This window comes from Mycobacterium sp. Aquia_216 (genome assembly GCF_026723865.1).
Classification (GTDB): domain Bacteria; phylum Actinomycetota; class Actinomycetes; order Mycobacteriales; family Mycobacteriaceae; genus Mycobacterium.
Window position 1 is genome coordinate 2,210,206 of record NZ_CP113529.1, and the last position, 19,618, is coordinate 2,229,823.

The window sequence follows — 19,618 nt, forward strand, 5'->3', positions numbered from 1 at the left end:
CTGTTCACACGTGCGGCAGCCAGCCAGAGCCGCGCGGGGACAGGACGAAGCCACGGCCTTGGGGGTCTTTGCACGCGGTGGTACCCGCGTTGTCGACGCCACAGGTCACGCCGTTCACCGTGATGGAGTGCAGTGGCGGCAGCGTTTTGAGCGGGTGTCCATAAACCTGACCGTTGGGGGCGATCGGGTCACCGGATTGCGCCAACCCCGAGGTGGTTCCGATCGCGTTCACCGTGCCGGCGCCGGCGGCCGGCGGGACAGCGGGAAAGTTGTTGCCCGTGCATTGCGCCTGCTCGGAGAAGAAGTCGCACGTGATGCCGTCCGGGGTGAGGAAATACACCGTGTTCAGTGGCGCGCGCCCGGTGTTGGGAAGCCCGATCGTGTAGTCCGCGACGTTTACCGGTGCATAGCCGCTGATGTCGGGAAAAGCAGGCGTATCGGCATGGGCGTTGCAGCTGGTGACAACAGCACTGACGATCCCGGCCGCGATGGCGAGCGTCTTACTGATCATGTTCGTCCTATCGGTGGGTGGGTTGGCGGTTCGCGTTGACCTCAAACTGCTGTGTGTTGTACGGCGTGTTGGTCGCTGTATTCCATTGGCTGACAAATAGATTCAGATTGTCCAGCGTGGAGCCGGGGAGGATGAATCCACCGTAGTTCTGCGGTACGAAGTTCGGACCCTGCGGATTGCTCTGCTGCGCAACAACTGTCGGTCCAACGGTCAGCGCTTTCGTAGGATCGTTGACCACCCGGACCTCGACGTTTCCGGTGCCCTGGTTGAACCCCGAGAGTACCGCCTTGCCGTCGACTTCCCTGAAACTGAGTTCGCCGTAGGGCGATTGGCTCACCGGCATGGCTTGTTGTCCGGCTGGGCCCCAACTATTGCCGGTCCAGGGCTGCCAGGCGTTGCGGTCGGCGACATGGCTGGGATCAACCCGGTACATGCTTACTCCTTGGCTGCGGTCGAATGAGTCGGCGGCGATGTACACGTTGCCGTCGGCGGCCTGGAACCCGCTGATCTGCGTCGGCCCGGCTCCCGGCGCACGCCACGAACCTTCGATGGGCTGCCAGCCCCGGCCGGGGTCGTTGGTGACCCGGGTCAGCCACGAGCCGCCATCGGGTTTCAAATTGCTTGTGCCCGTGGCCATCACGTAGGTCGTGCCATCGCGCATCCGGATACTCCCAGCCGGGAGTGTGTTTTTGCCCGCTGCTTGCAACGGTGGGGGGAACAGCACGTTCGGGCTCCCGTCCGGCCCCGTCAGCGGTTCGCCGAAATGGGGACGACCCTGGTCGTCGAAGGTGACGGGTACGGCGACGGACGGGTAATGCGTCCCGTCGTACGCTCCATTGCCGGAGAACGAATCCCCGAAGATCGCTACGTATCTGCCGTCGGGCAGCTGCACCACTTCCCCCAAGTCCGCCGCGCCAATTCCGGGGATGCCCGGATTAGCACCGGTACCGGCGACCGGCCCAAGATTGCGTGCCTGATCGGGTTGCAACGGACCTTCGATCCAGTCGCCCACGCTGGCCGGCGGGTCGTAGCCTTCGCTGTGCAGGCCGGCCATCGAGCTGTGCAAGGTGGCCGCATAGCCGTTGCGCGTTGCTTGCAGATCGCCGAGCGCGGCCTTGGTGTCGCGGATCGCGTCGTCTTCACACGTGGTGATGAAGGCATGCAGCGCGTCCCTATCCGCCGCGCCGAGATGGGGATCGGTTTCCATCTCGAGCGCTTGGCCGATCATGTTGTCGAGCGTCTGCAACTGCGTCTCGAGAGCGGCGATCCGTGCGGCCCCGGCCTTTTGCGCCTCGGCCAACGCCGCGGCGATTTTTTCCAGGTCGACGCCGATCTTGGGCAACTGCAGGGACTGTGCACCAAGGGATTTGGTCACCCGCTGCACCTCATCGGAGTCGTTGATCGGATGACCGCCGGTCTCCCTATTCCAGGCGGCTTCGAAGCGGTCGCGGGCATCGGCGAACGCCTTGCTGGATTCGGTCGTGCACACACCTGCGGCATGAAAGGCCTCCGCCAAATCGGAAATCTGGGCGGGGCGCCCCGATTGCAGGCTCTGATTGATGGCCCAGGGATCGCCACCTGCCTCGGCGATCAGCAGGGGGATGTTTATGTACCGGAGCTGCACCGGATCCCCAGCGGTCGCCGCCGTCGCCGACTATCCATCGCCACCCTCCCCTGGTGGTGATGGTAAGGCTAAAGCAGGTACCGAGCCGTCAATTCAGCCCGATCGCAGGAGCGGACGTAGTCGCCAGGTACGTTGCCCGTCATGGGTGAACTCGACAACACGGTTGCCGTCATCACCGGCGCGGCGCGCGGCCAGGGTCGCAGCCACGCCGTGGCGCTCGCCGAACAGGGCGCTGACATCATCGCCGTGGACATCTGCGCCGATATCGACGCGATTCCGTACCCGCTGGGGACCAAATCGGATCTCGACGAGACCGCACGGCTGGTCGAAGCCGCGGGCCGCAAGGCGGTGCCCGTCGTCGCCGACGTTCGCGAGCTGGCTCGGTTGGAGGCCGGGGTGCGGACCGGGATCGACGATGTCGGAGAGGTGGACATCGTCATCGCCAACGCCGGCGTGGTGGCGATCGGTGACACCGAAACCCGTTCCGAACCGGTGTTCAACTCGATCGTCGACACCAATCTGAAGGGGGTTTGGCACACGCTGCTCGCGACGGTGCCGTCGATCATCCGCAAGGGACGGGGCGGATCGATCGTGATGGTCAGCTCGTCGCAGGGCCTGACCGGACGGGGTGGCGATGGCACGGCCGCCATGTTCGCCTATGCGGCGTCCAAGCACGGAGTGGTGGGGTTGATGCGTTCGGCCGCGAACGCCTATGCACCACACAAGATTCGGGTCAATTCGGTACATCCGAGCGGCGTCTCGACGCCGATGATCCTCAACGACTTCGTGGTGAACCGGATGCTGGAGAATCCGAATCCGGCGGTCTCGCAGATGCTGTTGCCCGGTGTGCCGCTGGTCGAACCGCAAGACGTGACCGAAGCGGTGCTCTGGCTGGTCGGTCCTCGCGCACGCTATGTGACGGGTGTGTCGATACCCGTCGACGCCGGACACGTCGTCATGTAGGTACAGCTAGCCCCGGAGGACCTTGCCGGCCTTGATGCAGGACGCGCAGACGCTGAGTCGCTTCTTGTTGCCGCCGGGGCGCGTCACGACGTGCACCGTCTGGACGTTCGGGTCCCAGCGCCGACTGGTGCGCCGGTGGGAGTGCGACACCGACTTGCCGAAGCCGGGGCCTTTCCCGCAGATTTCGCACACAGCGGCCATCGTTCAAGCTCCTCAGATGTTCGGGGGTCCGGCACGGATAGGTCTAGACGCGCCGCGACAGCCCAGGATACCGACTGTGGTGGGCAACTGCCAAAACGATCAAGGCTTCGTCCGGCCGGCTCACCTCTGAAACTGTCCCTGCCGCTGGTTAGGCTCAATAGGCCGGTCAGCCCTTGCCGGCCAGCGGTGACTCGCGGGCAGCCGCTAATTGCGTCATCGTCGGGCTAGGCCGGCGCCCGCCGGCTGCTGGCCTGAATGAGGCTCCGAGGAGGTGGGTCACGGTGGGCAATTCGGATCGTCTGCTCGACGCGCCCGCCCTGCGGGACTGGGCGCACACCGCCGTCAGCGACCTGATCACACACATCGACGAGATCAACCGCCTCAACGTGTTCCCGGTGGCCGACTCCGATACCGGGGCAAACATGCTGTTCACGATGCGGTCCGCGCTGGCCGAGGCCAACGCGGGCATCGCCGCCGACGGCGGCCCCGGATGCGTCGCCCGGGTCGCATCCGCCCTTTCGGTGGGTGCGCTCAACGGCGCCCGCGGCAACTCCGGCGTGATCCTGTCGCAGATCCTGCGCGGTATCGCCGACGTCACCGCGACCGCGGCCGCCAAGGCCGGGGGTGAACTGCCGCACCTGGACGCCGTGCTGCTCGGGGCGGCGTTGCAGCGCGGCGTCGAGCTGGTGATCACCTCGATGGGCGGCCAAGAAGTCGCGGGAACTATCGTCTCGGTGCTGCGGGCCGCCGCCGACGCCGTCGACGAGTGTGCGAGCGACGGGCTGGCCACAGCGATTACGGCGGCCGGCGACGCTGCGGTCGTCGCGTTGGAAAAAACCCCGGAGCAGCTGGACGTGCTTGCCGACGCCGGCGCCGTGGACGCCGGGGGGCGGGGCCTGCTGGTGCTGCTGGACGCGCTGCGTTCGACGGTCATCGGGCAGGCGCCGGCCCGCACGGTCTATGAGCTCTCGCCGCGCGCGGAGCCGACGGCGGGCCCCAGCGAACGGCCGGCGCCACAGTTCGAGGTGATGTACCGGCTGGACGGCTGCAATCCGCCGGCCGCGAATGCCCTGCGGGACCGGCTCACGAGGTTGGGCGATTCAGTAGCCATCGCCGCCGCGCCCTTTACCAATCAGGCCACCTACTCGGTGCATGTTCACACCGACGATGCCGGCGCCGCGGTCGAAGCGGGGCTGGCGGCCGGACGGCTCAGCCGGATCGTGATCTCGGCGCTGAGCGCCGGGACCGTCGGGCTGCCCGCGGGCAGCTGGACCAAGGAACGGGCGGTGCTGGCCGTCGTCGACGGCGATGGGGCCGCCGAACTGTTCGCCGGCGAAGGTGCCCACGTGCTGCGGCCGGCTGTCGAGGCGGGCGACCCGACCACGGATATCAGCGCTCACCAGCTGATGCGGGCCGTGGTGGACGCCGGTGCCGCGCAGGTGATGGTGCTGCCCAACGGCTATGTGGCGGCAGAGGAGCTGGTCGCCGGCTGCACCGCGGCCATCGGCTGGGGTATCGACGTGGTGCCGATACCGACCGGGTCGATGGTGCAGGGGCTGGCCGCGCTGGCCGTGCACGAGACGGACCGGCCGGCGGTCGACGACGGCTACACCATGGCCCGCGCCGCCGGTGGTGCCCGATACGGTTCGGTGCGCATCGCCACCGAAAGCGCGCTGACCTGGGCGGGGCGCTGTCAGCCGGGCGACGGGTTGGGCATCGCAGGCGACGAGGTGCTGATCGTGGCCGCCGATGCGGCCGGGGCGGCGATCGGCCTGCTCGATCTGCTGTTGGCCTCCGGCGGCGACCTGGTGACGGTGCTGGTCGGCGGTGCAATCGACGTCGCCTCGGTGCCGGACATCCTGCAACAGCACGTCCACGACCATCATCCGGGCACCGAGTTGGTGACTTACCACACCGGCCACCGCGGCGACGCGCTGCTGATCGGGGTCGAGTAGCCGTGGTGTCGCTGTCCGAGCGGCTCGACTATGTGCTGGGCGCCAAGGCTGCGGGGCCCCTCGACGAGGTGTTCGGCATCCGCACGGTCGACGACCTGCTGCGGCACTACCCCCGCAGCTACACCGAGGGCGCGGCGAGGTGGGACGCCGACGATGATCGGCCCGAAGAGGGGCAGCACATCACCTTGGTCGACACCATCACCGATACGCACTCGTTTCCGATGAAGAAGAACCCGAGGCGCAAATGCCTGCGCATCACCGTAGGCTCCGGTCGCAGCAAGGTGACCGCGACGTTCTTCAACGCGGACTACCTCAGCAAGGACCTCACCGAGGGCACCAAGGTGATGCTCTCCGGGGAGGTCGGCTACTTCCGGAGCGTCATGCAGCTGACTCACCCGGACTTTCTCATCCTCGACTCGCCGGGCGGACGCAACCGCGGCAGCAAGTCGCTCAAGACCATCGCCGACACCTCGCAGGCCGTCAGCGGCGAGCTGTTGATGTCGGCGTTCGAACGCCGCTTCTTCCCGATTTACCCGGCCAGCACCAAAGTGCAGAGCTGGGACATCTTCGCCTGCGTGCGCCAGGTGCTCGAGGTCCTCGATCCGGTCGACGATCCGCTGCCCGCCGAGCTACTCGCCGCCCACGATCTGATGCCCGAAGATGAGGCGCTGCGTGCGATTCATCTCGCCGAGGACGAGGCGCAGCGCCGTCGCGCGCGTGAGCGATTGACGTTCGACGAAGCCGTCGGCCTGCAGTGGGCGCTGGTGTCGCGCCGGCACGGTGAGCTGTCGCAGTCGGGGCCGCCGGCGCCGCGGCAGCCTGACGGTCTGGCCGCGGAACTGTTGGAACGCTTGCCCTTCGAACTGACGGCGGGACAACGCGAAACGCTGGAGGTGCTGTCCGAAGGACTGGCGGCGAACCGCCCGATGAACCGGCTGCTGCAAGGTGAGGTCGGCTCCGGCAAGACGATCATCGCGGTGCTGGCGATGCTGCAGATGGTCGATGCGGGCTACCAGTGTGCACTGCTGGCACCGACGGAAGTCCTTGCCGCACAACACTTGCGGTCGATACGCGACGTGCTCGGCCCGTTGGCGATGGGCGGCCAGCTGGGCGGAGCCGACAACGCCACCCGGGCGGCGCTGCTCACCGGATCGATGTCCGCGGCGCAGAAAAAGCAAGTACGCGCCGAGATCGCCAGCGGTCAGGTCGGCATCGTCATCGGCACGCACGCGCTGCTTCAAGACTCGGTGGAATTCGCCAAGCTGGGCATGGTCGTCGTCGACGAGCAGCACCGCTTCGGTGTCGAGCAGCGAGATCAGTTGCGCGCCAAGGCTCCCGAGGGCATCACGCCGCACCTGCTGGTGATGACGGCGACGCCGATCCCGCGCACCGTCGCGCTGACCGTCTACGGCGATCTGGAAACCTCCACGCTGCGTGAGCTGCCGCGCGGCCGTCAACCGATCACCAGCAACGTCATCTTCGTCAAGGACAAGCCCGCCTGGCTGGAGCGCGCCTGGCAGCGCATCCGCGAGGAGGTCGCGGCCGGTCGCCAAGCCTACGTGGTGGCTCCCCGCATCGATGAGACCGAGGAGCCGGCAAAGGGGGAGGAAGGCGCGCGCCCGTCGGAGACCGCCGAGGGGCTTTTCGCCCGGTTGCGTGCCGGCGAGCTGTCGAACCTGCGGCTGGGACTGATGCACGGTCGGTTGCCGGCCGACGAGAAGGACGCCGCGATGGCCGCTTTTCGCAGCGGCGAGACCGATGTGCTGGTGTGCACCACCGTCATTGAGGTCGGGGTCGACGTTCCGAACGCCACGGTCATGCTGGTGATGGACGCCGACCGGTTCGGAATCAGCCAGTTGCATCAGCTGCGCGGCCGCATCGGCCGCGGCCAGCACCCGAGCCTGTGCCTGCTGGCCAGCTGGAGCTCGCCGGGATCGCCGGCCGGTCGGCGGTTGAGTGCCGTCGCCGGGACGCTGGACGGGTTTGCTCTTTCCGAGCTCGATCTCAAAGAGCGCCGCGAAGGAGATGTGCTGGGCCGCAACCAGTCCGGTAAGGCAATCACCCTGCGCCTGCTGTCGCTGGCCGACCATCTGGTGTTCATTGAGGCCGCCCGGGAATTCTGTACCCGTGCATATCAGGACGCCGGTCGGTACCCCGGATTGCCCTTGCTGGCAGCGCAATTCACCGACACCGACCGCATCGAATACCTGGACAAGTCGTGACGCGCCAGCGACGATGCAGAGCGGAGCGATGAGGAGAAGTGGTGCAATCTAATCGCAAAGTGCTGCTGTGGTTGTCGGTGACCGCGGTGCTCGCGGTGCTCGTCGCGTATCAGACGCTGGGCTCGACCTCGGCCAGGCACGCGGAGATCGCCGCGCGCGCCGATGTGCCCACGGTGGCGCGGGGAACCGATGTGCTGGCCGGCATTGTGGTGGCACCACTTCGGGTCCACCACTACGACTACCGCCGGGCGGCGTTCGGCGACGCCTGGGACGACGACAACGACGCGCCGGGTGGCCACAACGGATGCGACACCCGCGACGACATTCTCGACCGCGATCTCGTCGACAAGACCTTCGTGGCGATCAAGCGGTGCCCCACCGCCGTGGCCACCGGCACCCTGCGCGACCCGTATACCAACACCACCATCGCCTTCCAGCGGGGCGCCAAGGTCGGCGAATCGGTACAGATCGATCACATCGTTCCGCTCGCCTACGCCTGGGACATGGGAGCCTTCGGCTGGCCGGATCCCGAGCGACTGCGCTTCGCCAACGATCCGGCCAACCTGCTGGCCGTGCAGGGGCAGGCCAATCAGGACAAGGGTGACCTGCCGCCGGCGTTATGGATGCCGCCGAACAAGGCGTTCGCCTGTCAATACGCGATGCAGTTCATCGCGGTGCTGCGGGGATATCGGCTGCCGGTGGATCAGGCGTCGGCGGGCGCGCTGCGTCAGGCCGCGGCCACCTGCCCGGCGGGACCCTAGGCCAGCTCGGCGACCAGGAGCCGGTAGCCGAGATCCAGCTCCTCTGTGTCCAGCAGATCGTCGTGTCGACGTTCCCACGCGCCGTTGTCGAGGTCCGCGCGTAGTCGCGAAAGTCCTTTCTGCAGTGCTACTTTCGAGGTTAGGGTGAACAGCGACATCCCTGCCTGAACGGCCGGATCGAGGTAGGCGTGCGGTCGGCGCCAATAGGCGCCGCCGAACCCATCGACGCAATCGTGCGGGACGGGTACCGCAATGATCTTCGGATCTCCGAGCAGGGAAGCAAGTTTCGTGATCGGGACGGCCAGGTCGGCGTCGGTCCGGGCGGCCGCGGGCAGGTACTCGTTGACCAACCAGAACCGCCGAAACAGGTTGTGGTCCCAGGTGAAGACGACCAGGCGACGACGCGCGATCCGCCGCATCTCGGCGATACCCGTCGCGAGGTCACTCCAATGGTGGACGGTTAGCACGGCAAGCGCGGCGTCCACGGCGTTGGAGCGAATCGGCAGCCGCTCGGCGACGGCCTGGATCGCGGGAGCGCAACCAGGCGGACGCTGGGCGATCATCACGCGGCTGGGTTCGACCGAGACGACGGTGCGCGCCGGTTCGTAGGATCCCGTCCCGGCGCCGATGTTCGCCACCGTCGTCATGCCGAGCAGCGCCTCGCCGATCACCGCGGCGACCCGCGGGTCGGCGCGGCGAGTGCGTGAATAGCCGCGCCCGGTCCGGTCGTAGCGCACCCGGTCGTCGCCGACCGCGCGACCCGGCATCAGCGGCCCAGTCGGCTAGGTGCCGGCGTAGGTGTCGGGGTCCGGGCGCAGCCGGGTCCCGTCGTTGAGCGCGTTGATCGCATCCATGTGTTGGGCGGCCAGTTCGAAATCGAACACGTCGAAGTCGCTGGCGATGTGCTCGGCGTTGGCCGACCGGAAGACGACCGCGTTACCCAATTGCAGGTTCCATCGCAAAAGCACCTGCGAGGGTGTCTTGCCGTATTCACCGGCGATCGAGTTCACGGTCGGGTTGTCATTCAATCTGCCTAGCGCCAGCGGAGTGTAAGACTGCGTCACGACGTTGTGCTGTGTGTTCGTTTTGCGCATGTCGGCCTGATTGAGCAGCGGGTGCAGCTCGATCTGATTGACCGCCGGAGTCGTGAAGACCAGATCGATGACCATCTCCAGGTATTCCTCGGTGAAGTTGGCGACACCGATGGAGCGGGCATGTCCGGCGGAGCGGACCTGCAGCAGCCCGCCGAAGGAGTCCACATACTTGCCCTGCGCGGCGGCCGGCCAATGAATCAGGTACAGGTCGAGGTAATCCAGCCCGAGTCGCTCCAGGCTGGCGTCGCAGGCATCCTGCGCGCCCTTGAGACCCTGGTCGGCGGTGGCCAGTTTGGTGGTGACGAACAGTTCCGCGCGGGGGATACCCGAGGCGGCAATGGCGCGACCGACGGCGGCCTCATTGCCGTAGGCCGCGGCGGTGTCGATCAGCCGGCAGCCGATCTCCAGCGCCGCCGATACGGCGCGTTCGGTCTCGTCCTCCGACAAATCCGCGACGCCGAGGCCAAGCACCGGCATCGTGTTTTCGTCATTGAGAGTGATCGAGGGTACGGCGAGGCCCGCGTCGCCAGTCAACGTCATTCACCTACCTGTGAAACTGAAGGTTCGTGGATCAGGACCAAGCCGAGTTCCGTCGTCGAGCGCGGAAATCGTCGCCATTTCATCGGCGGTGAGTTCGAAATCGAACACGTCGAAGTTACTCGCAATCCGTGCAGGGTTGACTGACTTGGGGATCACGATATTACCGAGTTGGATATGCCACCTAATCAACACCTGGGCGGGTGTCCGCCCACAACCTTGCGCGACGGCGGTGACGGTCGGATCCGTCAGGAGTGCTCCTTGCCCCAGCGGCGCCCACGCCTCGGTCGCTATACCGTGCTGGGCGTGCACTTTTCGCAACTCCGTCTGAGGAAAACGGGGATGCAACTCGACCTGATTCACCGCGGGAACGATGCCGATGGCATCGATCAGAACCATCAGGTGCTCGGGCTCGAAATTGCTGACTCCGATGGACCGGATCCGGCCCTGGTCGCGCAGGTGGGCGAAAGCCTTGAAGGTTTCGACGAACTTTCCCACCGCGGGTAGCGGCCAATGGATCAGGTACAGGTCGAGATAGTCGAGGCCAAGCCGGTCCATGCTGGCGTCGAAGGCCGCCAACGTGCTGTCGTAACCCTGGTCGGCGTTCCACAGTTTGGTCACCACGTAGAGTTGATCGCGCGGCACGTCGGATTCGGCAACCGCGCGCCCGGTCTCCCGTTCATTGCGGTAGGCGGCGGCGGTGTCGATGTGGCGGTACCCGGCGCGCAGCGCAGTACGCACCGCCTGCTCCGTCTCCGCCGGAGGGACCTGGAAGACTCCGAATCCGACGGCGGGGATTGCATGACCGTCGTTGAGGGTGACTACGTTTTTTTCGAGGGGGCCGGACATGACACAGAGTCTGCCAGGCGCACCGGATCTGGATCTTCAAGCCGGACGCGCATCGAGTCGCTGGGCCGGCCGCGTTCAGGACGTTCTCACCACCGTTGGCGTCAAGGCCATTCCGTGGATCCCGACCCCCGCCAAGCGGGTGATGTTCGGTGGTCGGTCGATCATCATCGACGGCAACACGCTCGATCCCACCCTGCAGCTGATGCTGTCCGGTCTGCGGCTCGGTGGCGTCGACGGCATAACGCTCGACGGCGACCTGGCGGCGTCTCGCGCCCAGATGCGCCAGTCGATGCTGGCCATGCCCGGTCCCCAGATTCATGTCACGGTCGAAGAGCTGACGATCCCCGGGCCCGCCGGCGCGATCCGGGCGCGGCACTACCGCCCGGCCAGTGGTGAGGCCTCGGACTTGCTGGTCTTCTATCACGGCGGGGGCTGGGCGCTCGGCGACCTGGACACCGCCGACCCGCTGTGCCGGCTGACTAGCCGCGACGCGGGAGTGCACGTGTTGTCGATCGACTACCGGCTGGCGCCCGAGCATCCGGCGCCGGCCGGCATCGACGACGCTTATGCGGCGTTCACCTGGGCCTACGAGCACGCCGCCGAACTCGGCGCGACCCCGGGACGGGTCGCGGTCGGCGGAGACAGCGCGGGCGGGAACCTGGCCGCGCTCGTGTGCCAGCTGACGCGCGACGAGGATGGCCCTGCGCCGCTGCTGCAGTGGCTGATCTATCCGCGGACCGACTTCACCGCGCAGACTCGGTCGCTGAGCCTATTCGCCCGCGGATTTCTGCTGACCAAGCGGGACATCGACTGGTTCACCGCCCAGTACCTGCGCGGTACCGGCATCGAGGCCGCCGACCCGCGGGTATCGCCGCTGCTGGCCGAGTCGCTGTCCGGGCTGGCGCCGGCGCTGATCGCCGTCGCGGGGTTCGACCCGTTGCGCGACGAAGGCCAGCGATACGCGGCGGCGCTGCAGTCCGCGGGCACCCCGGTGGATCTGCGGTGCCCGGGTTCGCTGACGCATGGTTTCGCCAGCCTGTTTCAGCTCGGTGGTGGCAGCGCGGCCGCAACCAGCGATCTGATTTCGGCGCTGCGCGCTCACCTGAGCCGGGCCTGATTTGCCGAGGGACGCTCGCCGGTAATCTAGAAGCGCCGTCTGGAACCTACGGACCACCCGCAAGCCGATCCAAGCACAGAAGGACCTCCGAACCTGTGGCCGACAAATCGAAACGCCCCCCCCGATTCGACCTGAAGGCCGGAGACGGCAAGTCCGGCCGGCTCATTCAGATCGGCGGTACCGCGTTCATCGTTATCTTCGCGGTCGCGCTCGTTTTCTACATCGTGACGTCGCATCACGACAAGAAGGGCGGCGTCGCTGGTGAGGGCGACACCGTCCGCGTGACGTCGAGCAAGCTGATCACCGCGCCCGGGACCAGCAACCCCAAGGCCGTCGTCACGTTCTACGAGGATTTCCTGTGTCCGGCCTGCGGTAATTTCGAGCGCACCTTCGGACCGACGGTGTCCAAGCTGATCGACGCGGGCGCCATTGCGGCCGATTACTCGATGGTGGCCATTCTCGACAGCTCCAAGAACCAGAACTATCCCTCGCGGGCGGGGGCGGCGGCGTTGTGCGTCGCCGACGAGAACATGGATGCGTTTCGGCGTTTTCATAGCGCGCTGTACAGCTCCGGTGTCCAGCCCGACGAGCGCGGCACCAGTTTCCCGGACAATGCGAAATTGATCGAACTCGCCCGTGAAGCCGGCGTCGTCGGCAAGGTGCCGGACTGCATCAACAGCGGGAAGTACCTCTCCAAGGTCAGTGGGGAAGCGGCGGCCGCGAACATCACCGCCACCCCGACGATCAAGATCAACGGCGAAAACTACGACCCGTCGACCCCGGATGCGCTGGTCGCCAAGATCAAGACGATCGTCGGTGACATTCCGGGCATCGACACGGCTGTCGCTCCCGCGGCTTCGTGACGGCTGCGGTGTCGGTCGAACCCGTCGAGCGATCCGGTGACCCGACACCGGCTTCGACGCGGGAATTTCGGGCACCGACCCTCAGCGCGTGGTGGGTGCTGATCGCCGGTGCGGTCGGTTTGGCCTCGTCGGCGACCCTGACGGTGGAGAAAATCGACATTCTGCTCAACCCGTCCTACGTGCCGTCGTGCAACCTCAATCCGATCATCTCGTGCGGGTCGGTGATGATCACGCCGCAAGCGTCGGTGCTGGGCTTCCCGAATCCATTGCTCGGCATCGTGGCGTTCACCGTGGTGTTGGTCGCCGGCGTCCTTGCGGTCGCGAAAGTATCTATACCCCAATGGTTTTGGGCCGCTCTGGCGGCTGGGCTCCTGGTTGGTGCGGTGTTCGTGCACTGGCTGATCTATCAGAGCCTGTACCGGATCGGGGCGTTGTGCCCCTACTGCATGGTGGTCTGGGCGATGACGATCACGCTGCTGGTGGTGGTCGCGTCCATCGTGTTTCGCCCGGTGCTCGACAGCCGCGATAGCACCGCGGCACGGTTGCTTTATCAATGGCGGTGGTCGCTCGCCGCGCTATGGTTCACCGCGGTGTTTCTGCTGATCATGGTGCGGTTCTGGGACTATTGGTCGACACTTCTGTAAGGAGTCGAAGGTGATCTCCAAGGTGCTGGTCGCCAATCGCGGCGAGATCGCGATCCGTGCGTTCCGCGCGGCCTACGAGCTTGGCGTCGGCACCGTTGCCGTCTACGCCTACGAGGACCGCAATTCGCAACATCGGCTCAAGGCCGACGAGTCGTATCAGATCGGCGACGTCGGACATCCCGTGCGGGCCTACCTGTCTGTCGACGAGATCGTCGAAACGGCCGTCCGGGCCGGCGCCGACGCCATCTATCCCGGGTACGGCTTTTTGTCGGAGAACCCGGACCTGGCCGCCGCCTGCGCGGCCGCCGGCATCACTTTCGTCGGTCCCCGCGCCGAAATCCTTGAGCTGACCGGAAACAAGGCGCGAGCGATCGAAGCCGCGCGGGAAGCCGGGCTGCCCGTCCTCACGTCGTCGGCACCGTCGCGCTCGGTCGACGAGCTGGTTTCGGCGGCGGACGGCATGCGGTTTCCGTTGTTCGTCAAGGCTGTTGCCGGCGGCGGGGGACGGGGCATGCGTCGCGTCGCCGACGCCGCGGCACTGCCCGAAGCCATCGAGGCGGCCAGTCGTGAGGCCGAGTCGGCCTTCGGTGACCCGACCGTCTATCTCGAGCAGGCGGTGATCAAGCCGCGACACATCGAGGTGCAGATCCTGGCCGACAACGCCGGCAATGTGATCCACCTGCACGAGCGCGACTGCAGCGTTCAGCGTCGGCACCAGAAGGTCATCGAATTAGCTCCCGCCCCAAACCTTCCCACCGAGCTGCGGGACAAGATGTGCGCCGACGCCGTCGCGTTCGCCCGGAACATCGGCTATAGCTGCGCGGGCACGGTGGAATTTCTGCTGGACGAGAGCGGTCACCACGTCTTCATCGAGATGAACCCGCGGATTCAGGTGGAGCACACCGTGACCGAGGAGATCACCGACGTCGATCTGGTGTCCAGCCAATTGCGCATCGCGTCCGGCGAGACGCTGGACGATCTGGGCCTGCGGCAGGAGAACATCGCGCCGCACGGTGCCGCACTGCAGTGCCGGATTACCACCGAGGACCCGGCCAACGGGTTCCGGCCCGACACCGGCCGGATCAGCACGTACCGCAGCCCCGGCGGGGCGGGCATCCGCCTGGATGGCAGCACCAACCTCGGCGCGGAGATCAGCGCCCACTTCGATTCGATGTTGGTCAAGTTGACCTGCCGCGGCCACGACTTCCACACCGCGGTGGCCCGGGCCCGTCGCGCGATCGCGGAGTTCCGGATTCGCGGGGTGTCGACGAATATTCCTTTCCTGCAAGCGGTTCTGGATGACCCGGACTTCCAGGCCGGCCGCATCACGACGTCGTTCATCGACGAGCGGCCGCAGCTGCTGACCGCACGCGCCTCGGCCGATCGCGGCACCAAGATCCTCACCTATCTGGCCGACGTCACGGTCAACCATCCGCACGGGACGCATCCGTCGACGGTGTATCCGCACGACAAGTTGCCCTTCATAGACCCGGCCGATCTCGAGGTGGAGCCGCCGGCCGGGTCCAAGCAGCGGCTGGTCGAGTGGGGGCCCGAGGGTTTCGCGCGCTGGCTGCGCGAGTCGCCCGCGGTGGGCGTGACCGACACGACCTTCCGCGACGCCCACCAGTCGTTGCTGGCGACACGGGTACGTACCAGCGGGCTGATGATGGTGGCGCCGTATCTGGCCCGAACGATGCCGCAGCTGCTGTCGGTGGAGTGCTGGGGCGGGGCGACTTATGACGTGGCGCTGCGTTTCCTCAAGGAGGATCCCTGGGAGCGGCTGGCCACGCTGCGCGAGGCGATGCCCAACATCTGCCTGCAGATGTTGTTGCGGGGCCGCAACACCGTGGGCTACACGCCGTATCCGGAACTGGTCACCTCGGCCTTTGTCGAGGAGGCGACCGCGACCGGTATCGACATCTTCCGCATCTTCGATGCGCTGAACAACCTGGACTCGATGCGCCCGGCGATCGACGCCGTGCGCGAAACAGGTTCGGCGATAGCCGAAGTCGCGATGTGCTACACCGGAGACCTGTCCGACCCGGGCGAGCGGCTCTACACGCTGGACTACTACCTCGACCTGGCCGAGCGGATCGTGGACGCCGGCGCGCACGTGCTGGCGATCAAGGACATGGCCGGCTTGCTGCGGCCACAGGCCGCACACAAACTGGTCAGCGCGCTGCGCAGTCGTTTCGACCTGCCGATCCACGTGCACACCCACGACACCCCGGGCGGCCAGCTGGCCAGCTATATGGCCGCCTGGCAGGCGGGAGCCGACGCCGTCGACGGGGCCGCCGCGCCGATGGCGGGAACCACCAGCCAACCCGCGCTGAGTTCGATCGTCGCCGCCGCCGCACACACCGAGCACGACACCGGGCTGTCGCTGCCGGCGGTATGCGCGCTGGAGCCGTATTGGGAAGCGCTGCGAAAGGTCTACGCGCCCTTCGAATCCGGGCTGCCCGGCCCGACGGGGCGGGTTTATCATCACGAAATCCCGGGCGGTCAGTTGTCCAACCTGCGGCAGCAGGCGATCGCACTGGGTTTGGGAGATCGATTCGAAGAGGTCGAAGAGGCCTACGCCGGTGCCGATCGGGTGCTGGGCAGGCTGATCAAGGTCACTCCGTCATCGAAGGTCGTCGGCGACCTGGCGCTGGCGCTGGTCGGTGCCGGATCCAGTGCTGACGAATTCGCTTCCGACCCAGCGCGATTCGACATCCCGGAATCGGTGATCGGATTCCTGCGCGGCGAGCTGGGCGATCCGGCCGGTGGTTGGCCGGAGCCGCTGCGCAGCGCCGCGCTGGCCGGCCGCGCGCCCGCCAAGCCGGTCCAGCAGCTCAACGCCGACGATGAGAATGCGCTGGCCCTGACCGGACCCAAACGTCAGGCCACGCTTAACCGGCTGCTGTTCCCCGGTCCGACAAAGGAATTCGAGGAGCACCGGGACACCTACGGCGACACGTCGCACCTGTCGGCCAACCAGTTCTTCTACGGCCTGCGGCAGGGCCATGAGCACCAGGTGACACTGGAGCGCGGGGTCGATCTGCTGATCGGTCTCGAAGCCATCTCCGAGCCCGACGAGCGCGGCATGCGCACGGTGATGTGCATCATGAACGGCCAGTTGCGTCCGGTGCTGGTGCGCGACCGCAGCATTGCCAGCACGATCCCGACCGCCGAGAAGGCCGAGCGAACCAACCCCGACCACATCGCGGCGCCCTTCGCCGGCGTCGTCGCGGTTTCGGTGTCCGAGGGCGATCGGGTGAGCGCCGGCCAGACGATCGCCACGATCGAGGCGATGAAGATGGAAGCTCCGATCACGGCTCCGAAAGACGCGACCGTCGCACGGGTGGCGGTGTCGAGCACCGCGCAGGTCGAGGGCGGAGATCTGCTGGTGGTGCTGAGCTGACCCGCGCCCGGACGATGCAGTGGGGGCACCCCCAGCCGCGCAGCGGCGAGGGGGACGAAGCGACGAGGAGGAGCGGCGCAAGTGAGCAGGGTCATCGGCGGCGTCGCCGGAGGGCGGCGCATCGTGGTGCCGCCGCGCGGAACCCGCCCGACCACCGATCGGGTGCGTGAGTCGCTGTTCAACATCGTGGCCGCGCGACGGGATCTGGCCGGCCTGGCGGTGCTGGACCTCTACGCCGGTTCGGGCGCGCTGGGTCTCGAGGCGCTCTCGCGCGGCGCGGCGTCGGCGCTGTTCGTCGAGTCCGACCAGCGCACCGCGGCCGTCATCGCGCGCAACATCGCAGCCCTGGGTCTGCCCGGTGCGACGCTGCGTCGGGGTGCGGTGGCGGCGGTGCTGGCGGGCGGGGCCGGATCCCCGGTGGATCTGGTGTTGGCCGACCCGCCCTACGACGTCGAGACCGCGGAGGTCGACGCCGTCCTGGCGGCCTTGAGCAACCACGGTTGGGTGCACGAGGGGACCGTCGCGGTCGTGGAGCGTGCGGCGGCCGGCGAACCGCTGACCTGGCCGGACGGCTGGATCCCCTGGCCGCAGCGGGTTTACGGCGATACCCGGCTGGAGCTGGCCGAAGTTGGCTGACGCGTCCTGCTACCTTGATCGCTTATGAGCGGCGCCGTATGCCCGGGCTCGTTTGACCCGGTGACGTTGGGCCACATCGACGTCTTCGAACGCGCCGCCGGCCAGTTCGACGAGGTGGTCGTGGCGATCCTGACCAACCCCGCCAAAAAGGGGATGTTCGACGTCGACGAGCGGATCGCGATGATCGAGGAGGCGACGACTCATCTGCCGAATCTGCGCGTCGAGGTCGGGCAAGGTCTGGTGGTGGATTTCGTCACGTCTCGTGGGATGACCGCGATCGTGAAGGGTCTGCGCACCGACACCGATTTCGAATACGAGTTGCAGATGGCACAGATGAACAAGCACATCGCCAATGTGGACACGTTCTTCGTGGCGACCGCGCCGCAGTTTTCGTTCGTGTCGTCGTCGTTGGCCAAAGAGGTCGCGACGATGGGCGGCGACGTCTCGGCGCTGCTGCCGGAATCGGTCAATCGCCGTCTGCGCCAGAGGCTGTCGGGCAAGCCGTAGGGTTAAAAGGGTGGGTCGTCGGGCAGGGGCGCCGGCGGGTCGGGGACCCAATCGGCAGGTAGTTCCTCCGACTCGCGGGGTTCGTTGATCCAGCTACAGAACGGGCTGGTGCTTGGTGCGCCCTTGAAGGCGAACAGCGTGTCGCGCATATAGTTTCGGAACTTGCGCGCGGCTACTTCCTCTTTGCGGGCTTTTTGCCGGCGGTTATGCGTGCGCGCCTGACTTATTCGAGCGCGTTGTTGTTTGGACCTATCGCGTCGCACCGAGGTCGGCGCGGCACACGCCGGTCCGCGCGGCTGCGGGAAAAGATCCGCGCCTGCCGGGTATGTCCGATAGGTGCGCCCGCTGGGAGAGGTCCAGGTGACAGTGCCGTCGGCAAGCTGTGTGTCGCGCCACCCACCGTGGAACGTCTTGAGCCGATGGTGTTGGCGGCAAAGGCATTTGAGATTCTCTGCCACTGTCAGGCCGCCGGCCGTTGGATCCTGGTGGTTGAACGGGATGGTGTGGTCGACATCGCATACCACTGCGGGACGGCTACATCCCGGGAAGCGACAGGTCAGATCTCGGCAACGAACTGAGCGTTCGAGTGCCGCGGATGGTTGATAGCGGAGCGCCCTCTGACGTGCTGGTGACCGGATTGGCAGAGAGTTGTGCTGCGGTGGCGGCGAGCTCACGGACCTGCTCGGCGTCGATGACTCCGTAACCCTCGAGGTAGCCCGGCCGATCGCTGTTGCCATAGACGGTTGGTTCGCTGGCGACCACGTTGATGACCACCCGCACATCACCTGACTTCTGTTCGCTGTCGCTGGCAGTGGCTGGGCAATCCGGCCGTCCGCAGCGGCATGCAAGTCCGCGCCCCTGAGTCAGCGCGGCCAAGGCGTCGGCACGGCGCTGATCCATCGTCCGCGGATCGGCGGCGCAAACCTGCCGCGCAAGTTGCGAGAGCCGGCGGTCGAAGGCCGTCGCTGCCGTGGCCGCGACGGTGCCGTAGATGTCCGCCATCCCGTTGTCCAGCGTGCTGATTGCGATGTGCCGATCATTCTCGGCGGTCTCGCGTCGTTCGCGGGCGGCATCGGGATCGACGGCCCGCACCGTGGCGTCGACCGCATTGACGATCCGCTGTCGCGACCAGCCGTGCCATTTCCCGATGCGAGTGGCCAGTGACCGGTCGACCTGAGCGATCAACTCGTTATCGGTAATCAAGTCGGTACGGCTGATGATCAACCGGACGGTGCGCCAATCGGTACGGCCTTCGGCCAGCAGAGCCGCAACCTTGGTCAGCCTGGTATCGAGCGCCTCGGCGTACGACACCAGATAGCTGGCCGCGATCGGGGACAGATTCATCGCGGCGGCCACCTCGGCCGCGGCCTGCTCGAACCCGTCGATCACGGCATAGCCCCGCCGGTACCGTGCCTGCTCGGTCGCGGCCACTCGATGCCGAAGCAATGCCGCCACGGCGGCCATCCGCCGCGCCACCAGCGTCGACTCCTGCCGGTGCGTGGACTCGATCTCCGTCACCAGATCGCGGGGATCGGCGTTCTCGAACATAGGTTCGATTATGCCACTGTCTACTGACCGCGTTGACTCGTCAGAAATGCGCGCGAAAGGGTGAGGGCCTCGCCGTACGCCCGCGTCGACGCCTCGTCATCGACGCCGTCGACGGACTCGCTTCGTTCAGCGATGCGCCGAACCCGCCAAACCAGGCCGCGGAGAAGCGAATTAGCCCACCTC

General features: G+C 66.7%; 16 protein-coding genes and 1 pseudogene. 10 read left to right on the forward strand and 7 right to left on the reverse strand.

Annotated features, from left to right (window positions below; genetic code table 11):
• Positions 1 to 4 precede the first annotated feature (4 nt).
• Together OK015_RS10415 and OK015_RS10420 are read right to left on the reverse strand one after the other, a co-directional pair.
• On the reverse strand, positions 5 to 490 hold the full coding sequence (locus OK015_RS10415; protein WP_326498545.1) for a hypothetical protein: 486 nt from the start codon (positions 488 to 490) through the stop codon (positions 5 to 7).
• A gap of 28 nt (positions 491 to 518) precedes the next feature.
• Complete coding sequence (locus OK015_RS10420; RefSeq protein WP_268131190.1) at positions 519 to 2,135, reverse strand: putative alpha/beta hydrolase; 1,617 nt, start codon at positions 2,133 to 2,135, stop codon at positions 519 to 521.
• A gap of 141 nt (positions 2,136 to 2,276) precedes the next feature.
• Here OK015_RS10420 and OK015_RS10425 point away from each other — a divergent pair, with 141 nt between their 5' ends.
• On the forward strand, positions 2,277 to 3,098 hold the full coding sequence (locus tag OK015_RS10425) for a mycofactocin-coupled SDR family oxidoreductase (RefSeq protein ID WP_268131191.1): 822 nt from the start codon (positions 2,277 to 2,279) through the stop codon (positions 3,096 to 3,098).
• Between the two features lie 6 nt (positions 3,099 to 3,104).
• Here the strand turns inward: OK015_RS10425 and rpmB are convergent, their stop codons facing one another.
• Entirely contained in the window at positions 3,105 to 3,299 is a 195-nt protein-coding gene (gene rpmB / locus OK015_RS10430; RefSeq protein ID WP_268131192.1) for a 50S ribosomal protein L28, read from the reverse strand.
• 281 nt (positions 3,300 to 3,580) lie between these two features.
• Here rpmB and OK015_RS10435 point away from each other — a divergent pair, with 281 nt between their 5' ends.
• From OK015_RS10435 to OK015_RS10445, 3 genes are read left to right on the forward strand one after another with little or no spacing between them, the layout of a single operon-like run.
• On the forward strand, positions 3,581 to 5,254 hold the full coding sequence (locus OK015_RS10435) for a DAK2 domain-containing protein (RefSeq protein ID WP_268131194.1): 1,674 nt from the start codon (positions 3,581 to 3,583) through the stop codon (positions 5,252 to 5,254).
• 2 nt (positions 5,255 to 5,256) lie between these two features.
• Positions 5,257 to 7,476: an ATP-dependent DNA helicase RecG gene (recG, locus tag OK015_RS10440; RefSeq protein WP_268131196.1), complete on the forward strand. Its 2,220-nt coding sequence runs from the start codon at positions 5,257 to 5,259 to the stop codon at positions 7,474 to 7,476.
• A gap of 41 nt (positions 7,477 to 7,517) precedes the next feature.
• Positions 7,518 to 8,237, forward strand: coding sequence for an HNH endonuclease family protein (locus tag OK015_RS10445; protein WP_268131198.1), 720 nt, complete (start codon positions 7,518 to 7,520; stop codon positions 8,235 to 8,237).
• On the opposite strand, the gene OK015_RS10450 is transcribed toward OK015_RS10445, so the two are convergent.
• The 3 genes from OK015_RS10450 to OK015_RS10460 are packed head-to-tail and all read right to left on the reverse strand — an operon-like array spanning position 8,234 to position 10,717.
• Entirely contained in the window at positions 8,234 to 9,004 is a 771-nt protein-coding gene (locus OK015_RS10450; RefSeq protein WP_268131199.1) for a class I SAM-dependent methyltransferase, read from the reverse strand. The genes OK015_RS10445 and OK015_RS10450 overlap by 4 nt on opposite strands.
• Positions 9,005 to 9,019: 15 nt before the next feature.
• Positions 9,020 to 9,871 carry an aldo/keto reductase gene (locus OK015_RS10455; protein ID WP_442791233.1) on the reverse strand — a complete coding sequence of 284 codons (852 nt, stop codon included), beginning with the start codon at positions 9,869 to 9,871 and terminating at the stop codon, positions 9,020 to 9,022.
• Positions 9,872 to 10,717, reverse strand: a complete 846-nt coding sequence (locus tag OK015_RS10460) for an aldo/keto reductase (RefSeq protein WP_268131201.1) — start codon at positions 10,715 to 10,717, stop codon at positions 9,872 to 9,874. It lies immediately after the preceding gene.
• On the opposite strand from OK015_RS10460, the gene OK015_RS10465 reads away from it, so the two are divergent.
• The 6 genes from OK015_RS10465 (at position 10,716) to coaD (ending at position 17,887) form a co-directional block, all read left to right on the forward strand.
• Positions 10,716 to 11,834: an alpha/beta hydrolase gene (locus tag OK015_RS10465; protein WP_268131203.1), complete on the forward strand. Its 1,119-nt coding sequence runs from the start codon at positions 10,716 to 10,718 to the stop codon at positions 11,832 to 11,834. The genes OK015_RS10460 and OK015_RS10465 overlap by 2 nt on opposite strands.
• A gap of 95 nt (positions 11,835 to 11,929) precedes the next feature.
• A complete protein-coding gene (locus OK015_RS10470; RefSeq protein ID WP_268131204.1) occupies positions 11,930 to 12,697 on the forward strand; it encodes a DsbA family protein in 768 nt (255 codons plus the stop codon).
• Positions 12,694 to 13,341, forward strand: coding sequence for a vitamin K epoxide reductase family protein (locus tag OK015_RS10475; protein ID WP_268131206.1), 648 nt, complete (start codon positions 12,694 to 12,696; stop codon positions 13,339 to 13,341). The genes OK015_RS10470 and OK015_RS10475 overlap by 4 nt, the downstream gene beginning before the upstream one ends.
• Positions 13,342 to 13,351: 10 nt before the next feature.
• Complete coding sequence (locus OK015_RS10480) at positions 13,352 to 16,744, forward strand: pyruvate carboxylase (RefSeq protein WP_268131208.1); 3,393 nt, start codon at positions 13,352 to 13,354, stop codon at positions 16,742 to 16,744.
• 81 nt (positions 16,745 to 16,825) lie between these two features.
• On the forward strand, positions 16,826 to 17,380 hold the full coding sequence (gene rsmD, locus OK015_RS10485; RefSeq protein WP_268131210.1) for a 16S rRNA (guanine(966)-N(2))-methyltransferase RsmD: 555 nt from the start codon (positions 16,826 to 16,828) through the stop codon (positions 17,378 to 17,380).
• 24 nt (positions 17,381 to 17,404) lie between these two features.
• Positions 17,405 to 17,887: a pantetheine-phosphate adenylyltransferase gene (gene coaD, locus OK015_RS10490; RefSeq protein WP_268131212.1), complete on the forward strand. Its 483-nt coding sequence runs from the start codon at positions 17,405 to 17,407 to the stop codon at positions 17,885 to 17,887.
• A 2-nt stretch (positions 17,888 to 17,889) separates the two neighbouring features.
• On the opposite strand, the pseudogene OK015_RS10495 reads toward coaD, so the two are convergent.
• Positions 17,890 to 19,435: pseudogene (locus OK015_RS10495) on the reverse strand (HNH endonuclease signature motif containing protein).
• Between the last annotated feature and the right edge of the window lie 183 nt (positions 19,436 to 19,618).